The sequence below is a fragment of the Shewanella gelidimarina genome, from assembly GCF_023283945.1.
Classification (GTDB): domain Bacteria; phylum Pseudomonadota; class Gammaproteobacteria; order Enterobacterales; family Shewanellaceae; genus Shewanella; species Shewanella gelidimarina.
The window spans coordinates 226695-251541 of sequence record NZ_JAKIKW010000002.1 but is presented as its reverse complement, the minus strand read 5'-3'; the positions used below and the strand labels follow the sequence as shown (position 1 = coordinate 251541).

The following is a 24847-nucleotide window of genomic DNA, read 5'->3' as shown; positions in this document are numbered from 1 at the left end:
TTTCGTGCTTTGCAACTTAGGCTCGACGAGCCCCTAAATCATCAATTTGGCAAATATGTGAAAAGCCTAATGCTTGATCAATATAATGTTCATCTAGCCACTGCTTAGCAACTCTTGCTGTTTCTATATCATCAGTAATGGTGAACAATGTAGGCCCACTGCCAGATATCCCCGTTGTTAGCATACCTATCTCGGCAAGAGCAGACTTGGCGTGTTGGTAGTTAGGGATCTCTGCTGCCCGATAAGGCTCAGCAAGTACATCTTTTAGTACCGAGATAGCAAGTGCGTCGTCTTGCTTATAGCAAGCGTGCACAAAAGCACTGAGGTAACGACCAAAATCAATTGTGGTTTGCTTCGAATACTGCTCTGGCATCAACTGGCGCATTCGTGCCGTCGATAACGAGATCCCTGGATAGGCGACCACCCAATACCACTGTTTAAACGTTGGTATCGGCTCACAAATAACCTGCGGCGTATCAAGCATTAATTGCATACCGCCAAGAAAACATGGCGCGACATTGTCGTAATGTACCGAACCACTAATTTTGCCTTCAAAATCTCCCATCAGTCGAAGCACTTCCTGCTCAGAAAAAGGATTATCAAAATATTCATTCAGTGCCACTAGTGCTGCCACAACGGAACTGGCACTCGAACCTAAACCACTGCCAACGGGTAAGTTCTTCTCTAGCGTGAGCTTAAGCCCAACATCTTTGCCTAAATGTTCAAGGAAAAACGTTGCACACTGATAAACAATATTCTCGCTCTGATTAGCGGGTAGCTTGTTGGCCCAATGCCCTATTACGCTCAATGTTAATCCTTGCTCAGCCGCTTCAACAGTCACTTTATCGCCAAGTAAACCACCATCTATTGGGGCTAATGCCCCACCGAGCAAGTCAAAACCCACACCCACATTGCCCATTGAAGCGGGCGCATAAATGGTTACGCTCATATTCCAACCTCACGAGTCCAGTTAAGGGTTCTTAAAATATCAGCGAACGCTCCAGCTGCTGTCACGTCCGTTCCGGCGCCATAACCCCTAAGCACGAATGGAATGGGCTGATAGTAGAGGCTATAAAATGCTAATGCGTTTTCTCCACCTTTAACACTGTATAGCGGATCGTTTGCATTCACCTCTGCAATCTTAACTTTACAGCCTTGGTCATCAATTTGACCGACGTACCGCAGTACTCTACCTTCAGCCCTTGCCGCTTCAACACGTTGTGCTATTGCTTCATCTGCTGAGGGTAAATTTGCCATAAACGCTTCAACGTCACCCGATGCATCAAATGACTCTGGCAATACAGACTCTACATTGATGTCAGACAGCTCAAGCTCCATACCGACTTCTCTGGCTAAAATAAGCACTTTACGAGCAACATCCATACCGCTTAAGTCCTCACGTGGATCCGGCTCAGTGAAACACTTTTCTCTTGCAATACTGGTGGCTTGAGACAGAGTCATCCCCTCATCTAACATGCCAAAAATGTACGAAAGACTGCCAGACAATACACCGTTAAAACGCAGCAACTTATCACCCGCGAATAACAGTTTTTTAAGATTATCAATAACAGGTAGGCCGGCTCCGACAGTGGTTTCATACAAGAACTGACGACGCTGTTTTAGCGCTGTTTGACGCAATGCCTTGTAGTAATCCATGTCACGAGTATTGGCCTTTTTATTTGGCGTTACCACGTGTAAGCCTGAATTCATCACCGCTAAATACTGATCAGACACAAACTCACTTGAAGTACAGTCAACGAGCACAGGGTTAAGTAACTGCTGCTCTTTAGCCCATACCAGCATCTCATCGATACTCGCGGCTTGATTTGACTCTGCTAACAGCTCTTGCCAGCTCGATAAATCGATGCCTTTAGCATCCAATAACATCTGCTTTGAATTCGCAATACCGCAAACCCGTACGGCGATATGCTGCTCTTTAAGCATTTGGCGCTGCTGTTTTATCTGTTCAAGTAGCCCCGCGCCAACATTGCCGCAGCCCACAAGGAAAACATCAAGATAGTGCTGAACATCAAAGAAAGATTGGTGGCATGCCGAAATAGCATGTTTGGTTTTTCGCTGCTCAATAACGGCTGAGATTGAACGCTCTGAAGATCCCTGGGCAATGGCGACAATATTAACGGTTGCTTGTGCGAGGGCTTGGAAAAACTTTGCCGCGACACCTTTATGGGTGCGCATGCCATCACCAATCAGTGACACTATCGCCAACTGATGGCGCATCTCTATCGGCTCTAACAGATCACTTTTAAGTTCGAGCTCAAACTCTTGCTCCAGCGCATGTTTGGCTTTGGCAGCGTCTTCGGTGGAAACACAGAAACTAATACTGTATTCAGACGAGCTTTGCGTAATCAGTGAAACGGAAACACCCGAGCGTGATATTGCGCCTAATGTACGACTGGCCATGCCCACCATGCCTTTCATTCCTGGCCCCGAAACATCAAACATCGTTTGATCATCAAGATTGGAGATCGCTTTAACATTCAGCCCTGTTTCATCAGGTGCGTTGGACACTAGCGTCCCGACAGCTTTAGGGTTGAGCGTATTACGGATATAACAAGGAATATGGTACTGCGCGATAGGAGCCACAGTCTTTGGGTGCAGCACCTTTGCACCAAAGTAAGAAACTTCCATAGCCTCTTGATAACTCATTTGAGGTAGCAGTTTAGCGTCAGCAACCACACGTGGGTCGGTATTATAAACGCCATCAACATCAGTCCAGATCTCGCAGCAACTCGCTTGTAAGCAAGCTGAGAGCACCGCCGCAGAATAGTCGGAGCCATTGCGCCCTAATGTAACAATTTTTCCTTCACTGTCTCCTGCGGTAAAACCAGGCATCACCCAAACATGAGCATCACTTAAGTTTAATGCGCTAAAGCGTAGCTTACTCGCTTCAATATCAACAGCTGACTCTAAACGTGGGCCATAACCCACCAGCAATGATTCAGGGTCCAATAGTGCCGATGGGTAGTCAGCAGCTTTCATCACCTCAACCATCAAAGCTGAAGACAATTTTTCTCCCCCCACTAACACCGCCGCTTCGACACTCTCTGGGCACTCATTAAGCAAACTCATTCCGGCCAGCTTATCGCCCCAAAACTTCATCTGCTGCAGCAAACGTTCACCGAGTCTTTGATTTTGTTCATCTGTTAGTGTGCTAGCAGCGTCACCGTACAAAGCATTAAACACTTGCTCTACTTTGGCTAAAACGGCTTTATAGTCACCACCATTAACAGCAACCTCAACCATTTCAATTAAGCCATTGGTGACCGTTGCGGGTGCGGACAGTACAACAGCAGTGCTTTCTGTCTTTGCCGACTGGATAACAATATCTGCCGCTGCTCTAAATCGCTGCCAATTTGCAAGCGAGGTACCACCAAATTTCATTACTTTCATCGAAAACTCCTTGTGCCGCGCCACTAAAGAAACAAAAAAGCCCGCTCCTTTGTGGGGAGCGGGCTTGATATTTAACTTATATCAGATTGTGCTTAGCCCGCCCCCACGATGGTAATCGTGGTGGTTGTAATAATCGTGGTGATCATTAAAACGTGGCTAAACATATAAATTAGGTTTCATCCAATTGGATTAATTTGTGTGCTAACAGAATTGCTTTTTAACCAAGATGTGTCAACCCCTAAATTGGGTTTATTGTCATTAATAACCATCATCTTAAATAATCAGCCAAAAAGCGGTATAAATCATGGTTTAGGAGAAGACCTATCTGTAAATGCGACGACCACCAAAGGTTCCGCTTACGTAAAGAAAAGTAAAACATATCAATAACCAGCTGTTAATAAACAATTAATTTTTAAGATCAGTCTCTTGCCATGATGATAAAGTGACAAAAAACAGATTGACTAGCCAGTATACCCCAACGGCTAACTTTACAATTTACACCTGCGTTTAGACATTTAAACTTGGCTATAACGACAAACCAAATAAAAATGCACTACTTATGATGTTTGGCTATAAGTAAAACCAAGTCAGCTTTGTTGAATTTATCTCAGCTCAAATAAAGATGTGGTGTAGGTAACATAAGTGAATCCAACCTGTCGCAAATTGATAAAAAGCAAGCTAGAATGCGCGCAAATTACCGATTGGAGCCAATATGAAAATCACCGAAAAATGTGCTGTAAGCATCCATTACCGATTATCAGATGCAAAAGGTCAGCTTGTTGAAAGCTCTTTTGAAGGCAAGCCGATGCTGTATTTGCACGGCGCAGAAAATATGATCCCAGGCCTTGAAGCAGCTCTTGAAGGTAAAGAGCAAGGTAACGTTCTTGACGTCACCGTTGATGCTGAGCAAGCTTATGGCGCATATCATGATGGCTTGTGCCAAGAAGTGCCAATAGCATCTTTTGGCGATATCGAAGATATCGTTCCTGGTATGCGATTTATTGCTGAAACTGAAATGGGACAACGTCCTGTTCAAGTGACTGAAGTGAAAGATGACGTTGTTATTGTTGACGGTAATCACCCACTAGCGGGTCAAACACTGAGCTTTAATGTTGAAGTGCTTGAAGTTCGTGCTGCAACAGAAGAAGAGATTGCTCACGGCCATATCCATGCAGGCGGAAGCTGTGGCGGTGGCGAACATTCACATGAAGGTGGATGCTGTGGTGGCGGTGATCATGAGCACAGCCATGAAGGCGGATGCTGCAGTGACGATGAAACTAAAGAAGCAAAAGAAGGTTGCGATGGCAACGGTGGCTGTGGTTGTAAACACTAAATCAAGCTAGCTCTTTAGACATATAAAACGCGTTTCATTCACTAAAATGAAACGCGTTTTTTTATGCACTAAATCAGCCTATCGATATATGGCGTTTAAAAATATGATATGAAAGGCTTCCGAGCCTGCTATCGATATCAACATGTCCCATCATTGTGCTTCATTAACGTATATACCAACAAAACACAAAAGTCGTTCCCGTATTCAGGATAATCCTTTGCAGCCGGGGCGATTGTGAGTGGATAGGTTATGGTAAACGCAAGATACATGAATCCTACGGCATATAGACGCTATAACGTTAGCAGCTTTATCTGCTCTCGTTGCTCTGCTGACATATGCTTTAGATAATTTGAGCAGCGCGTTATTGTCGCGATACTAATTTGATACTCTTGTGCAATTTGTCGTTGGCTCATCTCTTTACGTAATAAAGTTTGAAAAACCTTTAATCGGCCTGCCACGGCACTGCGTTCCTCTTCAGTTAATAATAATTCAAATAACGTCACTAAAGCGCTATGTTCATTTTGAGCCATCACTTTATCTAAAACTAAATCCCACTCTGCTCGCATTTCAGCCTCAATGGTGTACTAGTGCGTCATTACAGTCAGTCTATCAGGAAACCATTCCCAGTCACGTACTTTGATACGAGCAAACAGCACTGTTAAATCAATTGATTTGTAACTAAGCGTAATTTTGGCAAAAAACGAATGGAGTCCACTAGCCAAAAATAGGTACAATAGCGTGAATCTAGTCGCATAACATAATAAAAACGTGAGAATAACCATGAAAAAATCATTAAAGATGAGTCTAATCGCACTAGCTGCGACTGCTACTATCGCAACCAGCGTGCAAGCTAATAATTTTGAAGACGCTGACGATGCTATTCACTATCGTCAATCTGCTTTTGGGATGATTGCCTATAACTTTGGTGACATGGGCGCAATGCTAAAGGGCAAGAAAGATTACGACGCGAGCGTTTTTGCAACGCGTGCAACTAATGTTGCTGCACTTTCTATGTTGCCTCTTGAAGGCTTCATTAGCGGTTCTGATAAAGGTGAAACTGAAGCCCTAGCAAAAATCTGGAGCGACAAAACAGATTTTGATGCCAAGATGAAGACGTTCCAAGAAAATGCTGCAGTGCTCGCTTTAGTCGCACAGAAAGGCGATAAGCAGGAGATAAAGAAAGCCTTTATGAATACAGGGAAAAGCTGTAAAGGTTGTCATGACGTTTACAAAAAAGACTAGTTAACAATGAGCCAGCGCTAATAGCCGCTGGCTCTTTTATTCTACATCAAGCTTTCGTCCATCAGTGACGCTTACAGCATCTGGATAATTGGTAACATCAAATAGTTAACCACTAGCGCGCCAATGACCATTACGATAGCAAATGCCTTGAGCACTGAAGCAAACGCTAATGTCTGCTCTTGCTCCCCTGGTAAACGCTTATAGCCACTAAACATCGCAGCAAGGATCTTGTCACCTTTCAACATATGCACCCCGACAGCCAACACATGAATAGCAGCCAAGACTAATATCAAATCAAAATTCTTCTTATGTAACCACGTCAGCCATAAGCTAGTATCACCACTCACCGTTGAATACAGAGGACCCTCTGTAAAGATTTCATCCGTCGCAAACAATCCAGTAAACAATTGAAGACACATTAGAGATATTAGCGCCACAACCATATAGCCGCCGATGGGGTTATGCCCTATTGAAGCTGATATGCCATGCTGCTTAGTTTTCTTCAAATAGTTAAAGACTGTTTTAGGAGAGTGTACAAAATGGCTAAACTTGGCAGTATCACTACCGATAAATCCCCAGAGTAATCGCATTCCAAGCAGGATCATTAAGCTGTAAGCCAGAAGTTGATGCCACTCCATTTCTCCCGAGTCCGCCGTCCACCATAAACCGCCAAGCAAACACAACATTCCCCAATGAAAGAGTCGTGTTGGAATGTCCCATATTTTTACTTTGACAATGTTTTGCGCCATGAATGATAACTCTCACTAATTAATTGGTCTTTTGTGAGCATTATATATTGGGAATGTGGATAGAGCTATGGGGTTATTAACGCTAAGATTTTTGCAAAAGGGTCTATTCAGTCCCCCCTTATCCATTCAAATATGAACTTGTTTTTCGGCATTTTCAAGGAAATTTTGGCAGTTATTGACTATATTTATCTATGTGATCAAATAAAAAGCGAACAGATTCGGAGAGCCTATAAAACGTGATTTAGATCACGACTTTCATTAGCCAGATTGTTAGTCTGAATTCAAGGAAACAACAAAAGGTTCGAAATATGATAAAGATTACTAGCAAGCACTTCGAAGTTACTGAATCTATCCGCGAACGTATTGAAGCAAGACTAGAGAAATTAGCACGACATGATGTGCAGCTTATTAATCCACACGTCATCATAATACAGGAGAAACAAGGTTTTAAGATTGAAGCTACCGTCGGCATTCCAAATGCCAAGTTATTTGCCCAGGCGAAACATGAAGACCTATACGCAGCAATCACTGCAATGGGACAAAAGCTGGAGAAACAGCTCAATCGCCTAACACATAAACCAGAAAGCCAACGTCACGCCACACTTAAAAGAGAAGATGATGCGATCGATGACGGCTTTGACTACAGCAATGAGGAGGAATACGCAGCTTGATATTATTATTAATTTTTGTCCAAAAGCGCACCTCGAGTGCGCTTTTTATTACAAAACTTTCAAATTGACTAAGTTTTGATTGACAGAAAACCGACTCCGCTTTAGTTTAATTCTATGAAAAAAATCCAAACTGCTTTTTTTACTTTCTTTTTTATGCCCCCCACCCTCGGAGGCGGAATTTCGGTGTGAAAACGAAAGTGAAAATTCCAAAGCCTCCCAAACGGGAGGCTTTTTTAATTCTAAGCGCGCTAAATAAGATGTAGAGGCCCAAATGAGCAAACCACAACCTTTAAACCACACTCGAGAGCAAATCACGACTCTCGACAATGACCTTTTGGCTTTATTGGCAAAACGCCGAGAGTTAAGTTTAGATGTTGCTCGCAGTAAAGAAGTGGATGTAAGGCCGATACGAGATACTACCCGCGAAAAAGAACTGCTCGCTCGCCTCGTCAAACAAGGCAGAGAGCAGGGGTTGGATGCCCACTATGTCATTTCGTTATACCAGAGCATTATTGAAGACTCAGTGCTTAATCAACAAGCTTATCTTCATGGCCGTGCGAATCCTGAAACTCAGCAACAGCAGTATTGTGTCGCCTACCTTGGCGCACGAGGCTCTTATTCATACCTAGCCGCCAGTCGGTATTGCGACAGACGCCAAGTCGAAATGCAAGACTTGGGTTGCCAAAGCTTTGATGAGATTGTTCTGGCCGTAGAGTCTGGCCATGCAGATTATGGTTTCTTACCGATTGAAAACACCTCTTCAGGTTCAATCAACGAAGTTTACGATGTACTGCAACATACAAGCCTCGCCATTGTCGGTGAAACCACAATCGAAGTTGGCCACTGTTTATTGGCAAATAGCGGCAGTAATATCAATGATATCAAAACGGTTTATGCTCACCCACAGCCAATCAGCCAGTGCAGTCGATATCTAAGCCAGCATGGCGACTTCAAATTAGAGTATTGCTCAAGCAGTGCCGAAGCGATGCAGATGGTATGCGACGCTGACAGTAATAGTGTTGCCGCTATTGGCAGCAGTGAAGGCGGTGCCTTATACCAACTCGAAGCAATCGATACCGGTTTAGCCAATCAAAAAATTAACCAAAGCCGTTTTATTGTAGTCGCACGAAAAGCAGTTGATGTACCCGAACAGCTCCCCGCAAAATGCACACTCATTATGGCCACAGGGCAAAAGCCTGGTGCCTTGGTTGAAGCGCTACTCGTGTTAAAAGCCAGAAACCTGAATATGAGCAAGTTAGAGTCACGCCCTATCCCAGGTACTCCTTGGGAGGAGATGTTCTACCTTGATATCGACGCCAACCTTTCTAGTGAACCTATGCAAGCTGCATTGAAAGAGTTAGAAAGAACCACAAGATTTATCAAAGTGTTAGGTTGCTATCCATGCGAAACGGTCAATCCAACACAGTTAAGCAATAGCCAGTTGATGATTGAACCAATCACTTCTAAATCAATCACTACACCGAGCTCTGCAAGCAGTAAACAGAAACGTTACAGTAAAGCTTATAAAACGGCGGCGACCGAAATAATCTGCGGTCAACTTAGCATCGGCAATGATCAGTCCGGTGCGATTGCTCAACTACAATTGCCGTTTGAAATCAGCCAATTTGAGCAACGTGCTAAAGCACTCAAAGAATCTGGCTTTCAAGCCGTTGTGATCCAGGGTTTGAGCCAGCAAAGTGATTTGCTAACCTCACTCAACAAGTTCAAACATACATTGGATCAGTTTGGGCTGGTGTGTATCTTAATGGTTGAACATGAAACTGACTTAGCCATTGCCGCACAGCTGGGTGACGTGATTATGTTGTCAGGTACACAAATGTACAACCAAGCCATATTAACTCAACTGGGTTCACTGTTGCTGCCTGTGATATTGGAGCGCAACACAATGGCAAGTGTCGATGACTTCCTTAATGCTGCAGAAGTGGTATTGAGTCAAGGGAATCAGCAGTTGGTATTATGTGAATCGGGTGTCAGCACACTAAACAATTCAGGTAAGCCGTCTCTCGATTTGGCCGCCTTGGTTGAGCTAAAAAATGCCAGTCATTTGCCAGTGTTAGTCAACCCTTGCTATGCAGTTGATACGCTACAATTACCCAGTTTTACCAAAGCCATTAAGCAATTGGGTGGTGATGGTATCGTGGTTAATATTGCCAATATAGAACAAGTGGGTACGAGCAAAGAGCAACAAACTCTGCTTAATGACCTCCTTAACAACCTATATCGATAATCTATAGCGATTAACCTAGTAGAGCGACCGCCAGCAACTATTGGTGGTCGTTATCAAACGCTATATTAAACGCTATTTTAATTAATCAACCCCCTTATCTGCCTCTTCAGCATTACACTTATCAATTAAGCTCGGGATTGTCGTTCCCTGTACCAAGATAGAAAAAACCACTACCGCGTAAGTCATTACCATTAATAAGTCTCGTAAATCGATAGCATTTCCAGCGGCTAACATTACCCCAGTCGGTAAGCTCATCGCCATCGCTAAGGCTAGACCCCCCCGCAGCCCTCCCCAAATAAGAACTCGCTCCGCATAAGAGTTGTAGCGCTTAAATTGGCGAAAGCCAAAATAGGGTAAGTAGATGCTGACTGCACGCCCTAATAATACGATAGGGACTGAGAGCAACATAAACCACCAAAGTTCTGCGTCAAAATTGATAAGCAGCAATAGTAGACCCAACAGTAAGAATAATAGCGAGTTGAAGAACGATTCAATCAGCCCCCAAAAGCTCCCTAACGTTGCACATTCAGACTCTTTTAGTAATTTAGGTATGCTGATATTACCCGCGATGATCCCAGCAGTTACCATCGCTAGAGGCCCTGAGACGCCAATCATATCCGCAACCACATACCCTGCAGTAGGGATCAGCAGTGTCATCAATAAATACTGCGTGCGATCTTCCGCAAAGCTCAACATTAAATGTAATCCGCCCGCCAGCATAGCTCCATACAGTACCCCACCAACCGCTTCCTGCAAAAAAAGTCCTGTAATACCTGCCATGGTTAAGGGTTCAGTAGAAAAGGCAACTTGTGAAATAGCAACAAAGATAACCAAACCAATACCATCATTAAATAATGACTCACCTTCAACTTGGGTAGCAATATCTTCTGGAGCGCCAAGCTGCTTAATAATGGCTAATACTGCGATTGGATCTGTCGGAGAAATAAGCGCGCCAAATAACAAGCAATAACTCAATGCAAGGGGTAAACCTAATAAGCCCGCGACTATGTACAGCACGCCGCCAATGACCACCGTCGATATTAAGGTACCAATAAATGCCAGAATGAATATTTCCCATTTCTGCTTTTTGAGCACATTCAATTTAATTTGTAAGGCGCCTGCAAAAAGTAAAAAACCTAACATTCCGTTTAACAGTAATGCTTTAAAGTCCAACTGTTCAAGATCTGTCACTAAACTCGAATAAACAGAAACTCCAAAAATCTTACCTGCGGCCAATATTAGGAGACTAAGAAGCAACGCAAGTGCTGTAATAGTGATGGTATTTTGCCAGCGGTGTAAGCGCGAAGAGATCAGCGATACCACTAATGACAACGCAGATAAAAGGCAAAGGATTTCGTAACTAGTCACGGCAGTACTCGTCAATGTAAGCGGAAAAATGGTTTAAGAGGGGACTAAATACAACGACCTTCGATTAAACTTAGCCAGCCTTTAAAAATACGACCACTAAACCAAACCGCACCAGCCACATAAAGTGTGGCACTTAACCAAGGTTGATTGCTCAAGTAGCCGACTAACATAAACAGCAGCATGCAGATAATCGACCAACGCTGCCATCTAAGATGTGAAACAAGGACTGAACTTAGGGTGTTTTGGCGCTGATTTAAGTTAATAAACAAACTCAATGCAGCCGGGAGTAACAGGATAGGAAAGCAGGCCATAAGCCCATACAGCATATGAGCAAGGCTTTTATCTTCTAGAGGTAAAGCTTCAGAATGCGTTGTTGATGTCATAGCCACTCCGCCAAGAAAGAAAAGACAGGCGCAAATTCCATCACGTCCTGTCATTAACCTTACTTTCTCATTGTGAGTTACGCAACTTTCACGCTGATTTATTTCAAATTTATTAACAAAAAATATAGCCTCTAAGGCTACAGCTCTAATGTCACATTTGACTTCAACTTCGTTGAACAAGCCAGAACATAACCCTGTGCTATTTCATCTGGTGTCAGTGACATTTGGCTAGAAGATTCAGTTTCACCTTCTACTACCTTACATTTACAAGCACCGCAAACACCAGAGCGACAAGCCGCAATGATAGGGAGTCCCTCAGCTTCAACGCCATCAAGTATTGTTTGTCCGCTGGTAAGTGAGCGTGTTTTATCGCCAACCCGCAGCATAAAGCCACTCGCATCGTCGCTCGAGGCGCTCTCTTTTGCTGCAGCGAGTTCGCCTAAGTCACCTTTGAATGAACCAAAGCTTTCTTGATTAAATTGCGCCATATTAAAATTAAGTGATTCAAGCAATGCTTTAACCGCTGCCATGTATGGCTCTGGTCCACAAACAAACACGGTTCTAGATTGAAAATCAGGCACTAAGCGTTGCAGGTTATCGGCTGATAATCGTCCGGCCTGCGCGTCAACATGGGCACAAGGCTCAGCGTCAACATTTTCTAAAATATAGTTGAGTCTAAATTGGTGACTGCGCTCGGCAATCTGCTCAAGTGAATCTTTAAAAATAAGGTCTTGAGTTGATTTTGCGCTGTGTAAAAAGCAAACATCAGGGCTAATTTGAGTATCGGCTAACCATCGAGACATCGAATACATCGGCGTAATACCGCAACCTGCGCTTAAAAACAGGTAGTTTTCAGCTTTGATATCAATAAGATTAAATGCGCCATCAGGCCCAAGTGCACGCACAACATGGCCAACGTCTAAATTATTAGCCAAGTAATTGGACACTTTACCGCCATCGATCTGCTTGATCGTCAGCACCACAGAAAATGGACGTGAAGGTGATGAGCTTATCGTATAGCTACGACCGATTTTCTCGCCATCAATCTCTAATAATAATGTTAAAAATTGCCCTGGTTTAAAGTGGAACTTTACGGGCTTGATACCTTGAAAGCGAAAACTAACGACATCGTGAGTCTCGTTCCACTTTTCAACACACACTAACTGATGCTCGCCTGCTTGCCACTGCTTAGCTTCAAACTGCTCTGTCGCCGGCACATTTATATTATTAGCCATATCACTCAAACCTAGATGTTAAAAATATTTCTGACATAAAAATGGCCACATATGAGTGGCCATTATTACTTACTCATCACCCACTAAACAGGCGTTTAAGCTACGTTTAGAATGCGATTAAGATCCGCTTCAACTGTAGTCGTTGTGCGCAGTCCAAACTTCTCTTCTAATACATTAGCCAAGTTTGCGGTTAGGAACGCTGGCGCTGTAGGGCCAGTCAAAATGTCCTTTACACCCAGTGAGAGTAGAGTAAGCAGAACTACAATCGCTTTTTGTTCAAACCAAGACAGTACTAGCGTCAATGGCAATTCATTGATATCGCATTCAAATGCTTCAGACAATGCAATCGCAAGTTGGATAGCTGAATAAGCATCGTTACACTGACCAACGTCCAATAGACGTGGGATACCGTTGATGTCACCAAACTCAAGTTTGTTGAACTTATACTTACCACAACCTAGCGTCAGGATGACTGAATCAGCCGGTGCTTGAGTCGCGATATCAGTAAAGTATCCACGCTCTTCCTTGTCGCCATCACAACCGCCGACTAAGAAGAAATGCTTAATAGCACCACTCTTAACATTCTCAATCACTGTAGGCGCTGCAGCCATAAGTGCGTTACGAGCGAAACCTATGGTGATTAGATGGGGGATCTCATCATAGGCGAAGCCTTCTAAAGACTCAGCTTTAGCAATAACAGCACTAAAATCGTCACCCACAATATGACTAACACCAGGCCAACCCACAATGCTACGGGTGAAGATTCGGTCTGAATAATCGCCTACATTAGGATCGATTATGCAGTTAGACGTCATTACGACAGCACCAGGGAAGTTTGAAAATTCTTTTTGCTGGTTCTGCCATGCACTGCCGTAGTTACCGACAAGGTGTGGGAATTTCTTAAGTTCTGGGTAAGCAAGTGCGGGCAACATTTCACCGTGTGTAAACACGTTAATACCTTTGCCTTCAGTTTGTTGCAAGATAAGCTCTAGATCTTTCATGTCATGACCCGACACTAAGATAGCCTTACCTTTTATAGATTTGGTGTTCACTTGAGTTGGCTCTGGATGGCCAAATGAGTGAGTTTCGCCTTCATCTAACATCGCCATTACGCGATAGTTAAGTTGACCAATCTGCATTGCAGTGTCAAACAGCTTGTCACCATCAACAGAGTCTTCACCTAGGAATGCCATAATCTCGTGGAACTCACCAGCAACTTCATCGTTGGTTTGGTCAAGTACTCGAGCATGCTCCATATATGCAGCAGCGCCTTTAAGGCCATATAAGCAAAGTAAACGTAGTCCCATGATATCTTCATGAACTTCGTCTTTTCCACGGTTAGGCGCAGCTTGTGAAGCTTGAGATAGCATCTCTGGCTTAGTTGCACCTAATACTAGCTGCATCGTTGCTGTTGGCGCTTTAGCTTCAATATTCAGCTCAGCACATTTGGTTTCATAAGCTGTTTGTAAACGATTACGGAAAGCGTTTGCTTGCGTGGTGTATCCAATAATACGGTCATCATCGAAGTTAACGTTAGTTAGCGTTGCAAAAAACGCCTTAGGTACAAACGTATCGATTTCGTGATCGATAACACCGACTTCACGAGCACGTACAGCATATGCTGATACACCTTGAAGAATGTAGATTAGAAGATCTTGTAGATCAGATGTATCTGACGACTTGCCACACATACCTTGAGTGTAACTACAGCCATTGCCCGCAGGCGTTCTAATTGTTTGCTCACATTGAATACAAAACACGACGTTTACTCCTAATACCTAATACATGCATTTAGATTGCATCTTTTGAAATTAGTGTACGCCGATTGAGAAATTGCAAAAGTACTTTCTATGGTTAATGGTTAAAACTATGAATGAGATCACCTTAAGCTGTCGCTAATTTTAACTAATTGGTCAAAATGTGCAGGATATTGATGCGGGCTAAAAATAGCACTGATAATACTATTTATTCTCATTAACGTTTAGGGTGGTTTTGACCATAAAAAAGGAGCCTAAGCTCCTTTAATATTGATATGACATCCGCTCAAATAACCCTAATCGGTTTTCATATCATTGACCGATTGCAACATCGCCCGGCTTTCTCTTTGGAACTGTGGTGCAAAATCACCAAACCACTGCGCCACTTGTTCGAACTGTTTAACAAACGCTTCTCGGTTACCAGACTTTAATACCGACAAGGCTTGAGAATAGTTTTCGAGGTAATCGCTAATCGCTACCAAACTTTCCTCTTGAGCAAAAATAATATCTGCATATAGTTCAGGACTCTGGGCAAATAAACGCCCTACCATCGCCAGCTCCAAGCGGTATATTGGTGAGCTAAACTGCAGCAGAGATTCAATATCAGCCTCCTCTTTATAGAGGTTAAGCCCGTAAACAAAAGAGGAGAAGTGTCGCATTGCCTGCACGAGTTGCATCGCTTTGTCATGCTTCTCAGGTTCTGCTTCAACGATACGCGCGCCCCAGATCTCAATCTGCTCGATCAACCATTGGTATTGAGACTGGTCACGGCCATGACACACCACGACTACCTGCTTTGCTAAACTGCCCACATCAGGCCCAAACATCGGGTGCAAGCCTAAAACAGGGCCAGAGTGCGCTGCTAACATGGCTTCAACCGGTGCGGTTTTAATCGAGGTTAAGTCAGCAAGAATACAGTGGTTTGGTAATTGCGTTAGTTTGTTGGCAATCAACTCACAAGTGATGTTAATCGGCACCGTCACAATAACCAGCCCTGCTCCGTCAAAAATCGTCTGACTATTAACCCAATCATCTTTATCTAAAGATTTAACTTCATATCCTGACAAAGTCAGCATTTGCGAAAATAAGCCGCCCAACTTGCCTTCACCACCAACAATCACCACATGGCCGAGATCAGGATTAACTTGCTTAAATCCAACGTCCTTCTCATTAAGATAAGACTCGCGCATTAGACGCCTTAAAATATCCTCGATTAGCTGTGGCTCCACATTTATTGCTTTTGCTTCGCCGCGACGCTTTGCCAGCATTGACGCTTCACGTTGAGGAGCATAAATCGGGAGGCCAGCACCGTGCTTAACAGCACCCACTTGTGCCACTAGATCTAACCGTTTTCTGAGCAGATGGAGTAATTGTTGGTCAACGCCATCAATCAAGTCTCTCAGGTTTTCAAGCTCTGCAGTGGTCTTCTCGTTCATCACTCTCTCTTCCATCAGCCGTTCGCAACGTTCAGCATATCAAACCTTGTTGGTAATACTGAAGCTAAGTCTGCAGCGCCAGTGCGTAATAATGCTTCTGTTGATTGCCAATCGATGCAAGCATCTGTCACCGAGACACCATAAGCTAATTCGTTTAACGGTAAGTTACTGCTTTGCTTACCCGCATTAAGGTGGCTCTCTAGCATCACCCCAATAATAGACTGGTTACCATTAACGATTTGGCGGAACACATCTTCACACACTGGTACTTGCTTGTTGTGATCTTTTGATGAATTACCATGACTGCAATCCACTATCAGACGCGCGTTCAATTTAGCGGCATGCAGTTGCTTCTCACACTCAGCGACGCTATCCGCATCGTAATTTGGTGCTTTACCACCGCGTAAAATCACATGACCGTCTGGATTGCCGGCCGTTTGCAGTAAGGCAACTTGACCTTTTTGGTTAATCCCCATAAAACGATGGCTACTAGCCGCGGATTCAAGCGCATTGATTGCGACCCCAAGTTTTCCGTCAGTACCATTTTTAAAGCCAACAGGCATAGAGAGTCCTGATGCCATCTCGCGGTGAGTCTGCGATTCAGTGGTACGAGCGCCAATCGCTGACCAAGTGATCAGTTCCGACATGTACTGTGGGCTAATGGGATCAAGCGCTTCAGTGGCGACAGGAAGTCCAAGCTCAGCCAACCAAATCATCAATTCGCGTGCTTTACGTAATCCTTTATCAACGTTAAACGACTCATTCATATCAGGGTCATTAATCATGCCTTTCCAGCCCACGGTAGTACGCGGCTTTTCGAAGTAAACGCGCATCAACACATAGAATTGGTCACCTAACGCATCATGTAGCTTTTTAAGCTTAAGTGCGTATTCTTTGGCTGCATCGATATCGTGAATAGAGCAAGGTCCGGAGATCACCAAGACTCGATTATCTCGTTTATGCACAATGTCAGATACCGTTTTACGGGCCTTAAGGACATATTGGCTAGCATGAGCAGACAAGGGGAGATCGCGCTTTAACTCCTCTGGAGTCACCAACACTTTCTCTGAACTAATATGGATATTGTTTATCGTATCTTGCTGCATGCTTATCACCTGATTTAAGTGTTAACTTGCTAATAATTTGCGGCGTTGTCGCCTCAATTAACAGTTAATCTTACTAAATTATTCGTAATTGCGTAATGCTACACCATTACACCTTGAGAGCACTATGCCTGTCCGTCTGACTAAGATCAAGTAACAAGTGCAGTAAATGAATAATTTTGTGCTTACGGCCGATTTTACTAGGCTCAATTAATTAAACAGGTTAGCTGAGGAATATACCAGTAAGTATATGAGGAGACATTTTTGCGAGGAAGAGATGCTGTGAAATAGGTTAACTAGAGTGACTTTTTACTGAATCGCAGCTCACAAAAAACCGCCATATAGGCGGTCTCTCGTGCGAACACTGCATCTTTTTTATAACTAGGGACTAAATTACTTAGTTCCGAGCTTCTCACGGATACGTGCAGACTTACCTGAACGTTCACGTAGATAGTAAAGCTTAGCACGACGAACACGGCCGCGACGCTTAACTTCGATGCTAGAGATGATTGGGCTGTGAGTCTGGAACGCACGCTCAACACCTTCACCATTAGAGATTTTACGTACTGTGAATGCAGAGTGAACGCCGCGATTACGCTTAGCGATTACAACGCCTTCGAACGCCTGTAGACGCTCTTTACCGCCTTCTACAACACGTACTTTAACAACTACTGTATCACCGGCACCAAATTCTGGTACGTCGGTTTTCATTTGCTCTTCGTTGAGCATTTTGATGATGTTATTCATTAAATAAACTCCATTCTAGTAATAACTGCGCTTCGACTAATCATCTTGTTTGATGCTGTCTACAAATTCAGCTAAAAGCTGCTTTTGTTCGCCAGTCAGAGCTAGATTTTCAAGTAATTCTGGTCGTCTTAACAAAGTTCTACTGAGACTTTGTTGCAGACGCCAGCGTCTAATATGTTCGTGGTTTCCACTTAACAATACGGCTGGAACATCCAGACCATCCATACTTTCAGGACGCGTATAGTGGGGACAATCCAGTAAGCCGTCAGAGAAGGAATCCTGCTCTGCCGAAGCCTTTTTTCCTAGCACGCCAGGAACCAGCCTTGATACTGAATCAATCAAAGTCATCGCTGGGATTTCACCGCCCGAAAGCACGTAATCTCCAATCGACCACTCTTCATCCACTTCAGTTTGAATAATGCGTTCATCGACACCTTCGTATCGTCCACACACTAAAATCAAACTGGATGACTTTGCTAACTCTTCAACGCCTTGCTGTGTAAGCTTACGGCCTTGAGGAGAAAGGTAGATCACCTTTGCCTCTTTTCCAGCTGCAGCTTTTGCTGCATGGATAGCATCGCGTAGAGGTTGCACCATCATTAACATGCCAGGGCCACCACCGTATGGGCGGTCATCCACTGTATTATGTTTATCATGGGTGAAATCACGAGGATTCCACATTTGCATCTCTAGCAAACCCTTGCTAACTGCACGACCCGTTACGCCAAAGTCTGTTACGGCACGAAACATCTCCGGAAACAGGGTTACTACCCCTAACCACATCTGCTGTACCTCGACTTAAAAGTCCGGATCCCAATCCACTAAAATCTGTTTTGCCGTCAAATCCACCTTTAGGATGAACTGTTCGGTAACAAAGGGAACCATTCGTTCCGCTTTGCCAAAGCCATCTTTCGCGTTAGCCTTAACAAGAAGTACGTCATTTGATCCTGTTTCCACGATCTCCTGCACTTTACCCATGTTATAGCCTTTGGTATTAACCACTTCACATCCGATAAGATCTCGCCAGTAGAATTCATCTTCTGGCAAAACGTTCATCTGTTCAGCGGGTACGGCAATCTCACAATTTGTAAGTGCCTGAGCCTGATCCCGTGTTTCTACGCCTTCAAGACAAGCGACAACCGCTTTACCTTGCATGCGCCACTGGAGGACTTTAACCTCGCGCCATTCACCTTGCTCTTTTAACAACCAAGGAGAATAATCAAAAATACCTTCAACAGAATCGGTATAGGTAGTGATTTTCAACCAACCTTTAATGCCATGACTTGAACCTAATTTACCAAGTACGACGGGTTCTTGTTTACTGCTCATCAATCTATACCTTAACGCTATTAAGCAGCTGCTTTACGAGCGTCTTTGATCAATTTTGCTACACGATCAGATGTAGCAGCACCGTTAGCAACCCAATGCTCAACACGGTCAAGATCTAAGCGTAAAGCTTCTTCTTGGCCACGAGCTAATGGGTTAAAAAAGCCAACACGCTCAATGAAACGACCGTCACGGGCGTTACGGCTGTCAGCAACAACGATGTTATAAAATGGACGCTTTTTTGCGCCGCCACGAGCTAAACGAATGGTAACCATGCGTTTTGTATCCTCTAATGATTTGCTTTTTATCAAGCAAAAATAAAAACTGAAACTCCGTGTTCGCGGAGAGCCCCAGATAGAAAGCTGGCAGATATTACCTGACTGACCAGCGAATGCAACCGTAATCGACGTTTATTACGCCAAAAACGATTCACAGGCTAGAATGAAAACTCACCCTAGCCGGTAAAATTAGATACGGAACAATTAATAATAGACTAGCGTCCAGGCATTTTCATGCCCGGTGGTAACATACCGCTCATACCGCGCATCATCTTTTTCATGCCGCCTTTAGCCGACATTTTCTTCATCATTTTCTGCATTTGCGTAAACTGTTTAAGTAAACGGTTTACGTCTTGAATTTGTGTACCAGAACCCATCGCGATGCGGCGTTTACGTGAACCCTTAATAATATCAGGGCGCTGACGTTCACCTTTCGTCATTGAATTAATAATGGCTTCCATTTGGCCGGTCATTTTACCGTCTTGAACTTGAGCAAGCGCTTCTGGTGGTAACTGACCCACGCCAGGCAGCTTCTCAATCATGTTCATCATGCCGCCCATGTTCTTCATTTGCAGCAGCTGTTCGCGGAAATCTTCTAGATCGAAGTTACCGCCTTTTTTCACTTTTGCCGCAAGCTTCATCGCCTTGTCTTGGTCGACACCGCGCTCGACTTCTTCTATAAGCGACAATACGTCGCCCATACCAAGAATACGTGAAGCTATTCTGTCAGGATGGAAAGCTTCTAGTGCGTCGGTTTTTTCACCCACACCCAAGAACTTAATCGGCTTACCGGTAATATGGCGAATCGACAGTGCAGCACCGCCTCGCGCATCACCATCAACCTTGGTCAATACGACACCCGTAAGAGGCAATGCTTCGTTAAAGGCTTTGGCCGTGGTTGCCGCATCTTGACCTGTCATGGCATCAACCACAAACAAGGTTTCGACTGGATTAACGGTAGCGTGAAGCTCTTTAATCTCATCCATCATGGCTTCATCAACATGCAAACGACCTGCAGTATCGACAATAACAACATCAATGAACTTGAGTTTAGCGTGCGCAATGGCCGCTTTAGCAATATCAACCGGTTTTTGGCTGACATCTGATGGGAAGAACTCGACTTCCACTTCTGCCGCTAACGTTTCGAGCTGCTTGATTGCAGCAGGACGATATACATCGGCACTCACAACCAGAACAGATTTCTTTTCGCGCTCGCGTAAGAACTTAGAAAGTTTAGCGACACTGGTGGTTTTACCCGCACCTTGCAGGCCGGCCATCATTATCACTGCTGGCGGTTGAGCTGACAGGTTCAAAGCTTCATTAGCTTCACCCATCGAATTTTCTAGCTCACTTTGAACAATCTTAATAAATGCCTGGCCGGGACTTAGGCTTTTGGATACCTCTTGTCCGACAGCGCGCTCTTTTACGCTATTAACAAAGTCACGTACAACTGGTAAGGCAACGTCGGCCTCAAGTAGCGCCATGCGAACTTCGCGCAAGGTTTCCTTAACGTTCTCTTCCGTTAAGCGACCACGGCCGCTGATATTTTTCAGCGTACGTGACAGTCTGTCAGTTAAGTTCTCAAACATTATCCAGTTCTTACCGTTTAAAATTGATATTGATGGGCCGTATTATAGCGATGCCCAGATATTATGCTACTCAATGCATCAAGTAACTTGGTTTACATTTGCCCCTAAAGGCAACATTTTGCAAAAAAACTGACATGAGACATATAATCCACTCAATTATGCACCGAATGTCACTGCCCACTAACCCGAGCTCATGTTACTCTAATGGCTAGCGTTGTACGCGATTTCCGTGATTAAAATCGAGTGCCTTTAGATTGGAAACACAGCGCGTTACGATTTGTGATTCAGTAATTTAACTTCTGCATGAATCAGGTTAATATAAATGTCGTTTAGTCTGCTTTAACTTTTTGGCTCAACCAACAAGTTAATAAAACAATAAGTCAACAAAACAATAGGTTAATACTCAATGGTTATTTTTTCAGCGTCAGCCATGTTTTTTTACAGTATTGCTTTGATACTCGTCGCGACTCGTCTTTTCCACGCAGACGGACCCAACCGAAAATTAGTTGCGGGTGTCGCAGCCATTGGTGTTGTTTTACACGCGGCAGCGCTATCGCAAGCTATTTTTACGGGTAACGGACAAAACTTTAGCCTGACCAATGTCATCTCAATGGTGAATTGGATCATCGCCTTTAGTTTCACCGTCTTAATGTTTCGTCTTAAAGTCATCGTCGTTGTGCCTGTGGTATATGCCTGTTCGGTGATCTCAGTTGCCCTTTTATGGTTAGTACCACCAGAGTATATTACGCACTTTGACATCCACCCAGATGTACTCGTGCACGTAGTGCTGTCATTAATGGCCTACAGTGCCTTAATGATTGCGGCGTTATATGCCATCCAGTTAGCGATTATTCAGCGTCGACTCAAGAATAAAAAGCTCATTATGACATCGACAATGCCGCCTCTGATGACAGTTGAAAAACAGCTGTATCATCTTGTTATTGTCGGCGTGATTTTATTGAGCTTAGCGCTTGCGACTGGTTTTATCTTCCTCGATGATATGTTTGAAGAAGGCAAAGGTCACAAAGCGATTCTGTCTATCCTCGCTTGGTGCGTCTACATTGGCATGTTAGCCCAGCAATATTGGGTTGGTTGTAAAATTAGAACCGCCGTTGCCTATACCCTAACTGGGGGAGTGTTGTTGACGCTCGCGTACTTTGGCGCCCGTATCGTTAAAGAGTTAATCCTCAGCTAATTCTCATCTTCGTCAACTTTGGCTCAATCAGTTCAGCATTGAGCCAAACTTGACATGCTTTCGAAATATCTGTAATTACTAATTTTTACAGCTTTTATTTATCCACTGCGGAGCTCCAACTTTTGGACGAAATATCCACTGGCGTACTATTGTCTGTTCTGTGCGTCTTAATTCTACTTTCAGCCTATTTCTCAGGGTCTGAAACCGCGATGATGACCTTAAACCGATATCGTTTACGCCATCTAGCATCTAGCGGCCATAAAGGGGCGATTCGTGCCACTAAGCTGTTGGAGCGCCCGGATCGGCTGATTGGCCTTATCCTCATTGGCAACAACCTCGTCAATATCCTAGCCTCATCCATTGCGACGATTATAGGCCTCCGCCTATTTGGTGATGTTGGTATTGCCATCTCTACCGGTGTATTAACATTAGTGGTACTGGTTTTTGCCGAAGTCACCCCCAAAACATTTGCCGCATTGCACCCAGAACGTATCGCTTTCCCATCAAGCTTTATATTACAGTTCTTACTCATCGTGCTGTCACCATTTGTAAAAATCGTTAATGGCATCACCTCTGGCGTGCTCAAACTCGCAGGCATCAACTCGACAAAAACCTCAGATGCATTAAGCCAAGAAGAACTGCGCACTGTGGTGCACGAAGCTGGTGCATTGATCCCAAGGCGACATCAAGAGATGCTACTGTCGATCATGGATTTAGAGAAGGTGACGGTAGAAGATGTAATGGTGCCGCGCTCAGACTTATATGCCATCAACATCAATGACGAGTTTAAGAGCATTAATAAACAGGTCATTCAGAGCCCGCATACTCGCGTTCTACTCTACCGCGACACTGTCGATGACGCTGTCGGCTTTGTCCATTTGCGTGATGCATTACGATTGCAGTCTAAAGAGCAGTTCAGCAAATCTTCATTACTGCGCGCCGTAAAAGAGTTGTACTTTATTCCTGAAGGCACCCCGCTCAACGTACAACTGAGCAACTTTCAGCAAAACAAAGAACGTATTGGTCTCGTCGTTGATGAGTATGGCGACATTCAAGGATTGGTTACTTTAGAGGATATTCTCGAAGAGATTGTAGGTGATTACACCACATCGATGCTTGCCACCCCGAGTGAAGATATTTGCGAGCAACAAGACGGTAGTTTTCTTATTGAAGCCACCATCAACATCCGTGAATTGAACAAAGAGATGGAATGGCACTTTCCGATTGATGGCCCCAAAACCCTCAATGGTTTGATATTAGAGCACCTTGAAGAGATCCCAACAGTAAAAACCAGCATGCGTATTGCTGGCTACCCCATTGAAGTCATCAAACTTGGTGATAACATGGTCAAGACAGTGCGGGTGCTACCTCAGCATTATGAGCAACCTAATACATAAGTTGACCGCTAAATGCCCCTAAAAACGCTAATCATTGATTAGCGTTTTTTGTAACGGTTGCCGTTATGCTACTTTACCTTTTTAGCCGCTTCAATCGCTCTGCGCTTATCTCGTGCAATCGGGGTTATTTCAGCTAATAAGTCTTTTTCTAAACCTAACTTAAAATACACTTCAGCCATCAAAAAGAATGGCCCTATGAGTAATTGATTAAGGTCATCAACAAAAGCGGGTTTAGCTTTCTCATATTTGTGGCCGATAAACTGAATAATCCATCCCACAATAAACGTCACAATCGCGATATAACCTGCGCCATCATATTGAGCCACCACACTCGAGGTGTAGAGCACTGGAATGATAAACAACGTCAATCCTATGGCTAATTTTGCGTGTAACATAAAATAATAAACCAACACAACAATAGCAAAAACCGTCGCAATGTTAACAGTGATCACTGGGTCATCAAAAAATGAGACATTGATGGGAATAAGATTAAAACCAACAAAAGCAGACCAAATAATTAATGGTACACCGAAGAAGTGCGTCTTAATATTACTTGGATTTAAGTGCACGCTTTTGTAGGTCGATAGCTGCTCAACGGCGGATTTCATCTATTTGTCTCCATACTTGATCAAGTCTCATTATAGTTATTATTTAACTTATCTTTAACCTAAAGGATTTTACGCACTATTAATAGAGTAAACATTCAGCCCGGATATCAAGTCTTTGTAAGTTTGACCTCAAAAAGTGCAGCAACCTATTTCCATTGAATTGATGTACTAAAGATCTCATCGGATGCATTAGTCATCTATCCATAAGACACGCCAGTATAAATGTACGTAACTTAGTAAGAGCGTCTTGGGGGAAACCTGCAGGAGAAGGTCGCTCTTTGGCATTAAGCTACCACGGCATATATGAATCTATTCAGATCCGACGAGCAGTTTTCCTTGCCCAAGTTTATGATTGAATTCCACGACTTTGGTTAAGCGTAGTTTAATAAGGTTAGCTATCTGCAAGACTGCTGAAGTATAACATCAAGAAAAAGCACCGCTATCAGCCATACTGATCAACATAACCAGTGCAGCACCAAATAAAGGGATATTTGCAGCTAGTCCATAACGCCATTTTTTAAATGCGAATTTACCGACTATTAAGCTTGCAACAAATAACGTTACGACCCACAAAATACAAGTGAATAAAAACGCTAACCCCGTAGCAATACCTTCATGATCAATTCTATCGACCTCAATCAGATACATAGGCCCAATTATTTGTAATATTGGTGTGGCGATAATAAACAAACTCAGTATTAATTTATTCTTGATCATTTTTTCTATCCGGCCCTTATTCAATGCATCATCTTGATAAGCAATACTTAGCGC

23 protein-coding genes and 1 other annotated feature are annotated in these 24847 nt (G+C 43.7%); of the genes, 6 read left to right on the top strand and 17 right to left on the bottom strand.

Annotation, left to right across the window (positions count from 1 at the left end; genetic code table 11):
• Positions 1-16: 16 nt before the first annotated feature.
• The gene (gene thrB, locus L2729_RS02990) at positions 17-949 is read right to left on the bottom strand and encodes a homoserine kinase (protein ID WP_248986907.1); all 933 of its coding nucleotides are present in this window, start codon (positions 947-949) and stop codon (positions 17-19) included.
• Positions 946-3411, bottom strand: coding sequence for a bifunctional aspartate kinase/homoserine dehydrogenase I (gene thrA, locus L2729_RS02985; RefSeq protein WP_248986906.1), 2466 nt, complete (start codon positions 3409-3411; stop codon positions 946-948). The genes thrB and thrA overlap by 4 nt, the downstream gene beginning before the upstream one ends.
• Positions 3412-4123: 712 nt before the next feature.
• Here thrA and slyD point away from each other — a divergent pair.
• Positions 4124-4744, top strand: a complete 621-nt coding sequence (gene slyD, locus L2729_RS02980; protein ID WP_248986905.1) for a peptidylprolyl isomerase — start codon at positions 4124-4126, stop codon at positions 4742-4744.
• Between the two features lie 290 nt (positions 4745-5034).
• Here the strand turns inward: slyD and trpR are convergent, their stop codons facing one another.
• Positions 5035-5310, bottom strand: a complete 276-nt coding sequence (gene trpR, locus L2729_RS02975) for a trp operon repressor (protein ID WP_248986904.1) — start codon at positions 5308-5310, stop codon at positions 5035-5037.
• A gap of 232 nt (positions 5311-5542) precedes the next feature.
• On the opposite strand from trpR, the gene L2729_RS02970 reads away from it, so the two are divergent.
• Positions 5543-5986 (top strand): c-type cytochrome, encoded by a 444-nt coding sequence (locus tag L2729_RS02970; RefSeq protein ID WP_428848217.1) that lies wholly within the window; start codon positions 5543-5545, stop codon positions 5984-5986.
• Positions 5987-6057: 71 nt separating this feature from the next.
• On the opposite strand, the gene L2729_RS02965 is transcribed toward L2729_RS02970, so the two are convergent.
• On the bottom strand, positions 6058-6735 hold the full coding sequence (locus L2729_RS02965) for a cytochrome b/b6 domain-containing protein (protein WP_248986902.1): 678 nt from the start codon (positions 6733-6735) through the stop codon (positions 6058-6060).
• 308 nt (positions 6736-7043) lie between these two features.
• On the opposite strand from L2729_RS02965, the gene hpf reads away from it, so the two are divergent.
• Entirely contained in the window at positions 7044-7406 is a 363-nt protein-coding gene (hpf, locus tag L2729_RS02960; protein WP_248986901.1) for a ribosome hibernation-promoting factor, HPF/YfiA family, read from the top strand.
• Between the two features lie 117 nt (positions 7407-7523).
• Positions 7524-7644, top strand: a sequence feature (Phe leader region).
• Positions 7645-7677: 33 nt separating this feature from the next.
• Positions 7678-9654, top strand: coding sequence for a chorismate mutase (locus L2729_RS02955; RefSeq protein ID WP_248986900.1), 1977 nt, complete (start codon positions 7678-7680; stop codon positions 9652-9654).
• An 81-nt stretch (positions 9655-9735) separates the two neighbouring features.
• Here the strand turns inward: L2729_RS02955 and L2729_RS02950 are convergent, their stop codons facing one another.
• The 11 genes from L2729_RS02950 to ffh form a co-directional block, all read right to left on the bottom strand.
• Entirely contained in the window at positions 9736-11022 is a 1287-nt protein-coding gene (locus tag L2729_RS02950) for a cation:proton antiporter (protein ID WP_248986899.1), read from the bottom strand.
• Positions 11023-11066: 44 nt separating this feature from the next.
• Positions 11067-11405, bottom strand: coding sequence for a hypothetical protein (locus L2729_RS02945; RefSeq protein ID WP_101090464.1), 339 nt, complete (start codon positions 11403-11405; stop codon positions 11067-11069).
• 137 nt (positions 11406-11542) lie between these two features.
• The gene (locus L2729_RS02940) at positions 11543-12640 is read right to left on the bottom strand and encodes an FAD-binding oxidoreductase (RefSeq protein ID WP_248986898.1); all 1098 of its coding nucleotides are present in this window, start codon (positions 12638-12640) and stop codon (positions 11543-11545) included.
• 95 nt (positions 12641-12735) lie between these two features.
• Positions 12736-14400, bottom strand: a complete 1665-nt coding sequence (hcp, locus tag L2729_RS02935; RefSeq protein WP_248986897.1) for a hydroxylamine reductase — start codon at positions 14398-14400, stop codon at positions 12736-12738.
• Positions 14401-14693: 293 nt separating this feature from the next.
• Positions 14694-15833 carry a bifunctional chorismate mutase/prephenate dehydrogenase gene (gene tyrA / locus L2729_RS02930; RefSeq protein ID WP_248986896.1) on the bottom strand — a complete coding sequence of 380 codons (1140 nt, stop codon included), beginning with the start codon at positions 15831-15833 and terminating at the stop codon, positions 14694-14696.
• A gap of 14 nt (positions 15834-15847) precedes the next feature.
• Positions 15848-16939: a 3-deoxy-7-phosphoheptulonate synthase gene (locus L2729_RS02925; RefSeq protein ID WP_101090468.1), complete on the bottom strand. Its 1092-nt coding sequence runs from the start codon at positions 16937-16939 to the stop codon at positions 15848-15850.
• Between the two features lie 390 nt (positions 16940-17329).
• Complete coding sequence (gene rplS, locus L2729_RS02920) at positions 17330-17683, bottom strand: 50S ribosomal protein L19 (protein WP_101090469.1); 354 nt, start codon at positions 17681-17683, stop codon at positions 17330-17332.
• Between the two features lie 36 nt (positions 17684-17719).
• Positions 17720-18466 (bottom strand): tRNA (guanosine(37)-N1)-methyltransferase TrmD, encoded by a 747-nt coding sequence (gene trmD / locus L2729_RS02915; protein ID WP_248986895.1) that lies wholly within the window; start codon positions 18464-18466, stop codon positions 17720-17722.
• A gap of 15 nt (positions 18467-18481) precedes the next feature.
• Entirely contained in the window at positions 18482-19012 is a 531-nt protein-coding gene (rimM, locus tag L2729_RS02910) for a ribosome maturation factor RimM (RefSeq protein WP_101090471.1), read from the bottom strand.
• Between the two features lie 20 nt (positions 19013-19032).
• Positions 19033-19284, bottom strand: coding sequence for a 30S ribosomal protein S16 (rpsP, locus tag L2729_RS02905; RefSeq protein WP_101090472.1), 252 nt, complete (start codon positions 19282-19284; stop codon positions 19033-19035).
• A gap of 218 nt (positions 19285-19502) precedes the next feature.
• Positions 19503-20876 carry a signal recognition particle protein gene (ffh, locus tag L2729_RS02900; protein ID WP_101090473.1) on the bottom strand — a complete coding sequence of 458 codons (1374 nt, stop codon included), beginning with the start codon at positions 20874-20876 and terminating at the stop codon, positions 19503-19505.
• Between the two features lie 406 nt (positions 20877-21282).
• Here ffh and L2729_RS02895 point away from each other — a divergent pair, with 406 nt between their 5' ends.
• On the top strand, positions 21283-22071 hold the full coding sequence (locus L2729_RS02895) for a cytochrome C assembly family protein (RefSeq protein WP_101090474.1): 789 nt from the start codon (positions 21283-21285) through the stop codon (positions 22069-22071).
• Between the two features lie 122 nt (positions 22072-22193).
• Positions 22194-23468, top strand: a complete 1275-nt coding sequence (locus tag L2729_RS02890; protein WP_248986894.1) for an HlyC/CorC family transporter — start codon at positions 22194-22196, stop codon at positions 23466-23468.
• Between the two features lie 68 nt (positions 23469-23536).
• Here the strand turns inward: L2729_RS02890 and L2729_RS02885 are convergent, their stop codons facing one another.
• Both L2729_RS02885 and L2729_RS02880 read right to left on the bottom strand, forming a co-directional pair.
• On the bottom strand, positions 23537-24076 hold the full coding sequence (locus tag L2729_RS02885) for an Mpo1 family 2-hydroxy fatty acid dioxygenase (RefSeq protein ID WP_248986893.1): 540 nt from the start codon (positions 24074-24076) through the stop codon (positions 23537-23539).
• A gap of 423 nt (positions 24077-24499) precedes the next feature.
• The gene (locus tag L2729_RS02880) at positions 24500-24793 is read right to left on the bottom strand and encodes a hypothetical protein (RefSeq protein ID WP_248986892.1); all 294 of its coding nucleotides are present in this window, start codon (positions 24791-24793) and stop codon (positions 24500-24502) included.
• Positions 24794-24847: the final 54 nt, after the last annotated feature.

What these genes read in the sequence shown, in the direction of transcription:
- thrA (WP_248986906.1), bottom strand. Translation starts at nt 3,411, where the DNA reads ATGAAAGTAATGAAATTTGGTGGTACCTCGCTTGCAAATTGGCAGCGA.
- ffh (WP_101090473.1), bottom strand. Translation starts at nt 20,876, where the DNA reads ATGTTTGAGAACTTAACTGACAGACTGTCACGTACGCTGAAAAATATC.
- rpsP (WP_101090472.1), bottom strand. Translation starts at nt 19,284, where the DNA reads ATGGTTACCATTCGTTTAGCTCGTGGCGGCGCAAAAAAGCGTCCATTT.
- L2729_RS02945 (WP_101090464.1), bottom strand. Translation starts at nt 11,405, where the DNA reads ATGACATCAACAACGCATTCTGAAGCTTTACCTCTAGAAGATAAAAGC.
- L2729_RS02885 (WP_248986893.1), bottom strand. Translation starts at nt 24,076, where the DNA reads ATGAAATCCGCCGTTGAGCAGCTATCGACCTACAAAAGCGTGCACTTA.
- L2729_RS02955 (WP_248986900.1), top strand. Translation starts at nt 7,678, where the DNA reads ATGAGCAAACCACAACCTTTAAACCACACTCGAGAGCAAATCACGACT.
- hpf (WP_248986901.1), top strand. Translation starts at nt 7,044, where the DNA reads ATGATAAAGATTACTAGCAAGCACTTCGAAGTTACTGAATCTATCCGC.
- thrB (WP_248986907.1), bottom strand. Translation starts at nt 949, where the DNA reads ATGAGCGTAACCATTTATGCGCCCGCTTCAATGGGCAATGTGGGTGTG.
- L2729_RS02965 (WP_248986902.1), bottom strand. Translation starts at nt 6,735, where the DNA reads ATGGCGCAAAACATTGTCAAAGTAAAAATATGGGACATTCCAACACGA.
- rimM (WP_101090471.1), bottom strand. Translation starts at nt 19,012, where the DNA reads ATGAGCAGTAAACAAGAACCCGTCGTACTTGGTAAATTAGGTTCAAGT.
- trpR (WP_248986904.1), bottom strand. Translation starts at nt 5,310, where the DNA reads ATGCGAGCAGAGTGGGATTTAGTTTTAGATAAAGTGATGGCTCAAAAT.
- slyD (WP_248986905.1), top strand. Translation starts at nt 4,124, where the DNA reads ATGAAAATCACCGAAAAATGTGCTGTAAGCATCCATTACCGATTATCA.
- L2729_RS02880 (WP_248986892.1), bottom strand. Translation starts at nt 24,793, where the DNA reads ATGATCAAGAATAAATTAATACTGAGTTTGTTTATTATCGCCACACCA.
- L2729_RS02940 (WP_248986898.1), bottom strand. Translation starts at nt 12,640, where the DNA reads ATGGCTAATAATATAAATGTGCCGGCGACAGAGCAGTTTGAAGCTAAG.
- tyrA (WP_248986896.1), bottom strand. Translation starts at nt 15,833, where the DNA reads ATGAACGAGAAGACCACTGCAGAGCTTGAAAACCTGAGAGACTTGATT.
- L2729_RS02895 (WP_101090474.1), top strand. Translation starts at nt 21,283, where the DNA reads ATGGTTATTTTTTCAGCGTCAGCCATGTTTTTTTACAGTATTGCTTTG.
- rplS (WP_101090469.1), bottom strand. Translation starts at nt 17,683, where the DNA reads ATGAATAACATCATCAAAATGCTCAACGAAGAGCAAATGAAAACCGAC.
- L2729_RS02970 (WP_428848217.1), top strand. Translation starts at nt 5,543, where the DNA reads ATGAGTCTAATCGCACTAGCTGCGACTGCTACTATCGCAACCAGCGTG.
- L2729_RS02925 (WP_101090468.1), bottom strand. Translation starts at nt 16,939, where the DNA reads ATGCAGCAAGATACGATAAACAATATCCATATTAGTTCAGAGAAAGTG.
- trmD (WP_248986895.1), bottom strand. Translation starts at nt 18,466, where the DNA reads ATGTGGTTAGGGGTAGTAACCCTGTTTCCGGAGATGTTTCGTGCCGTA.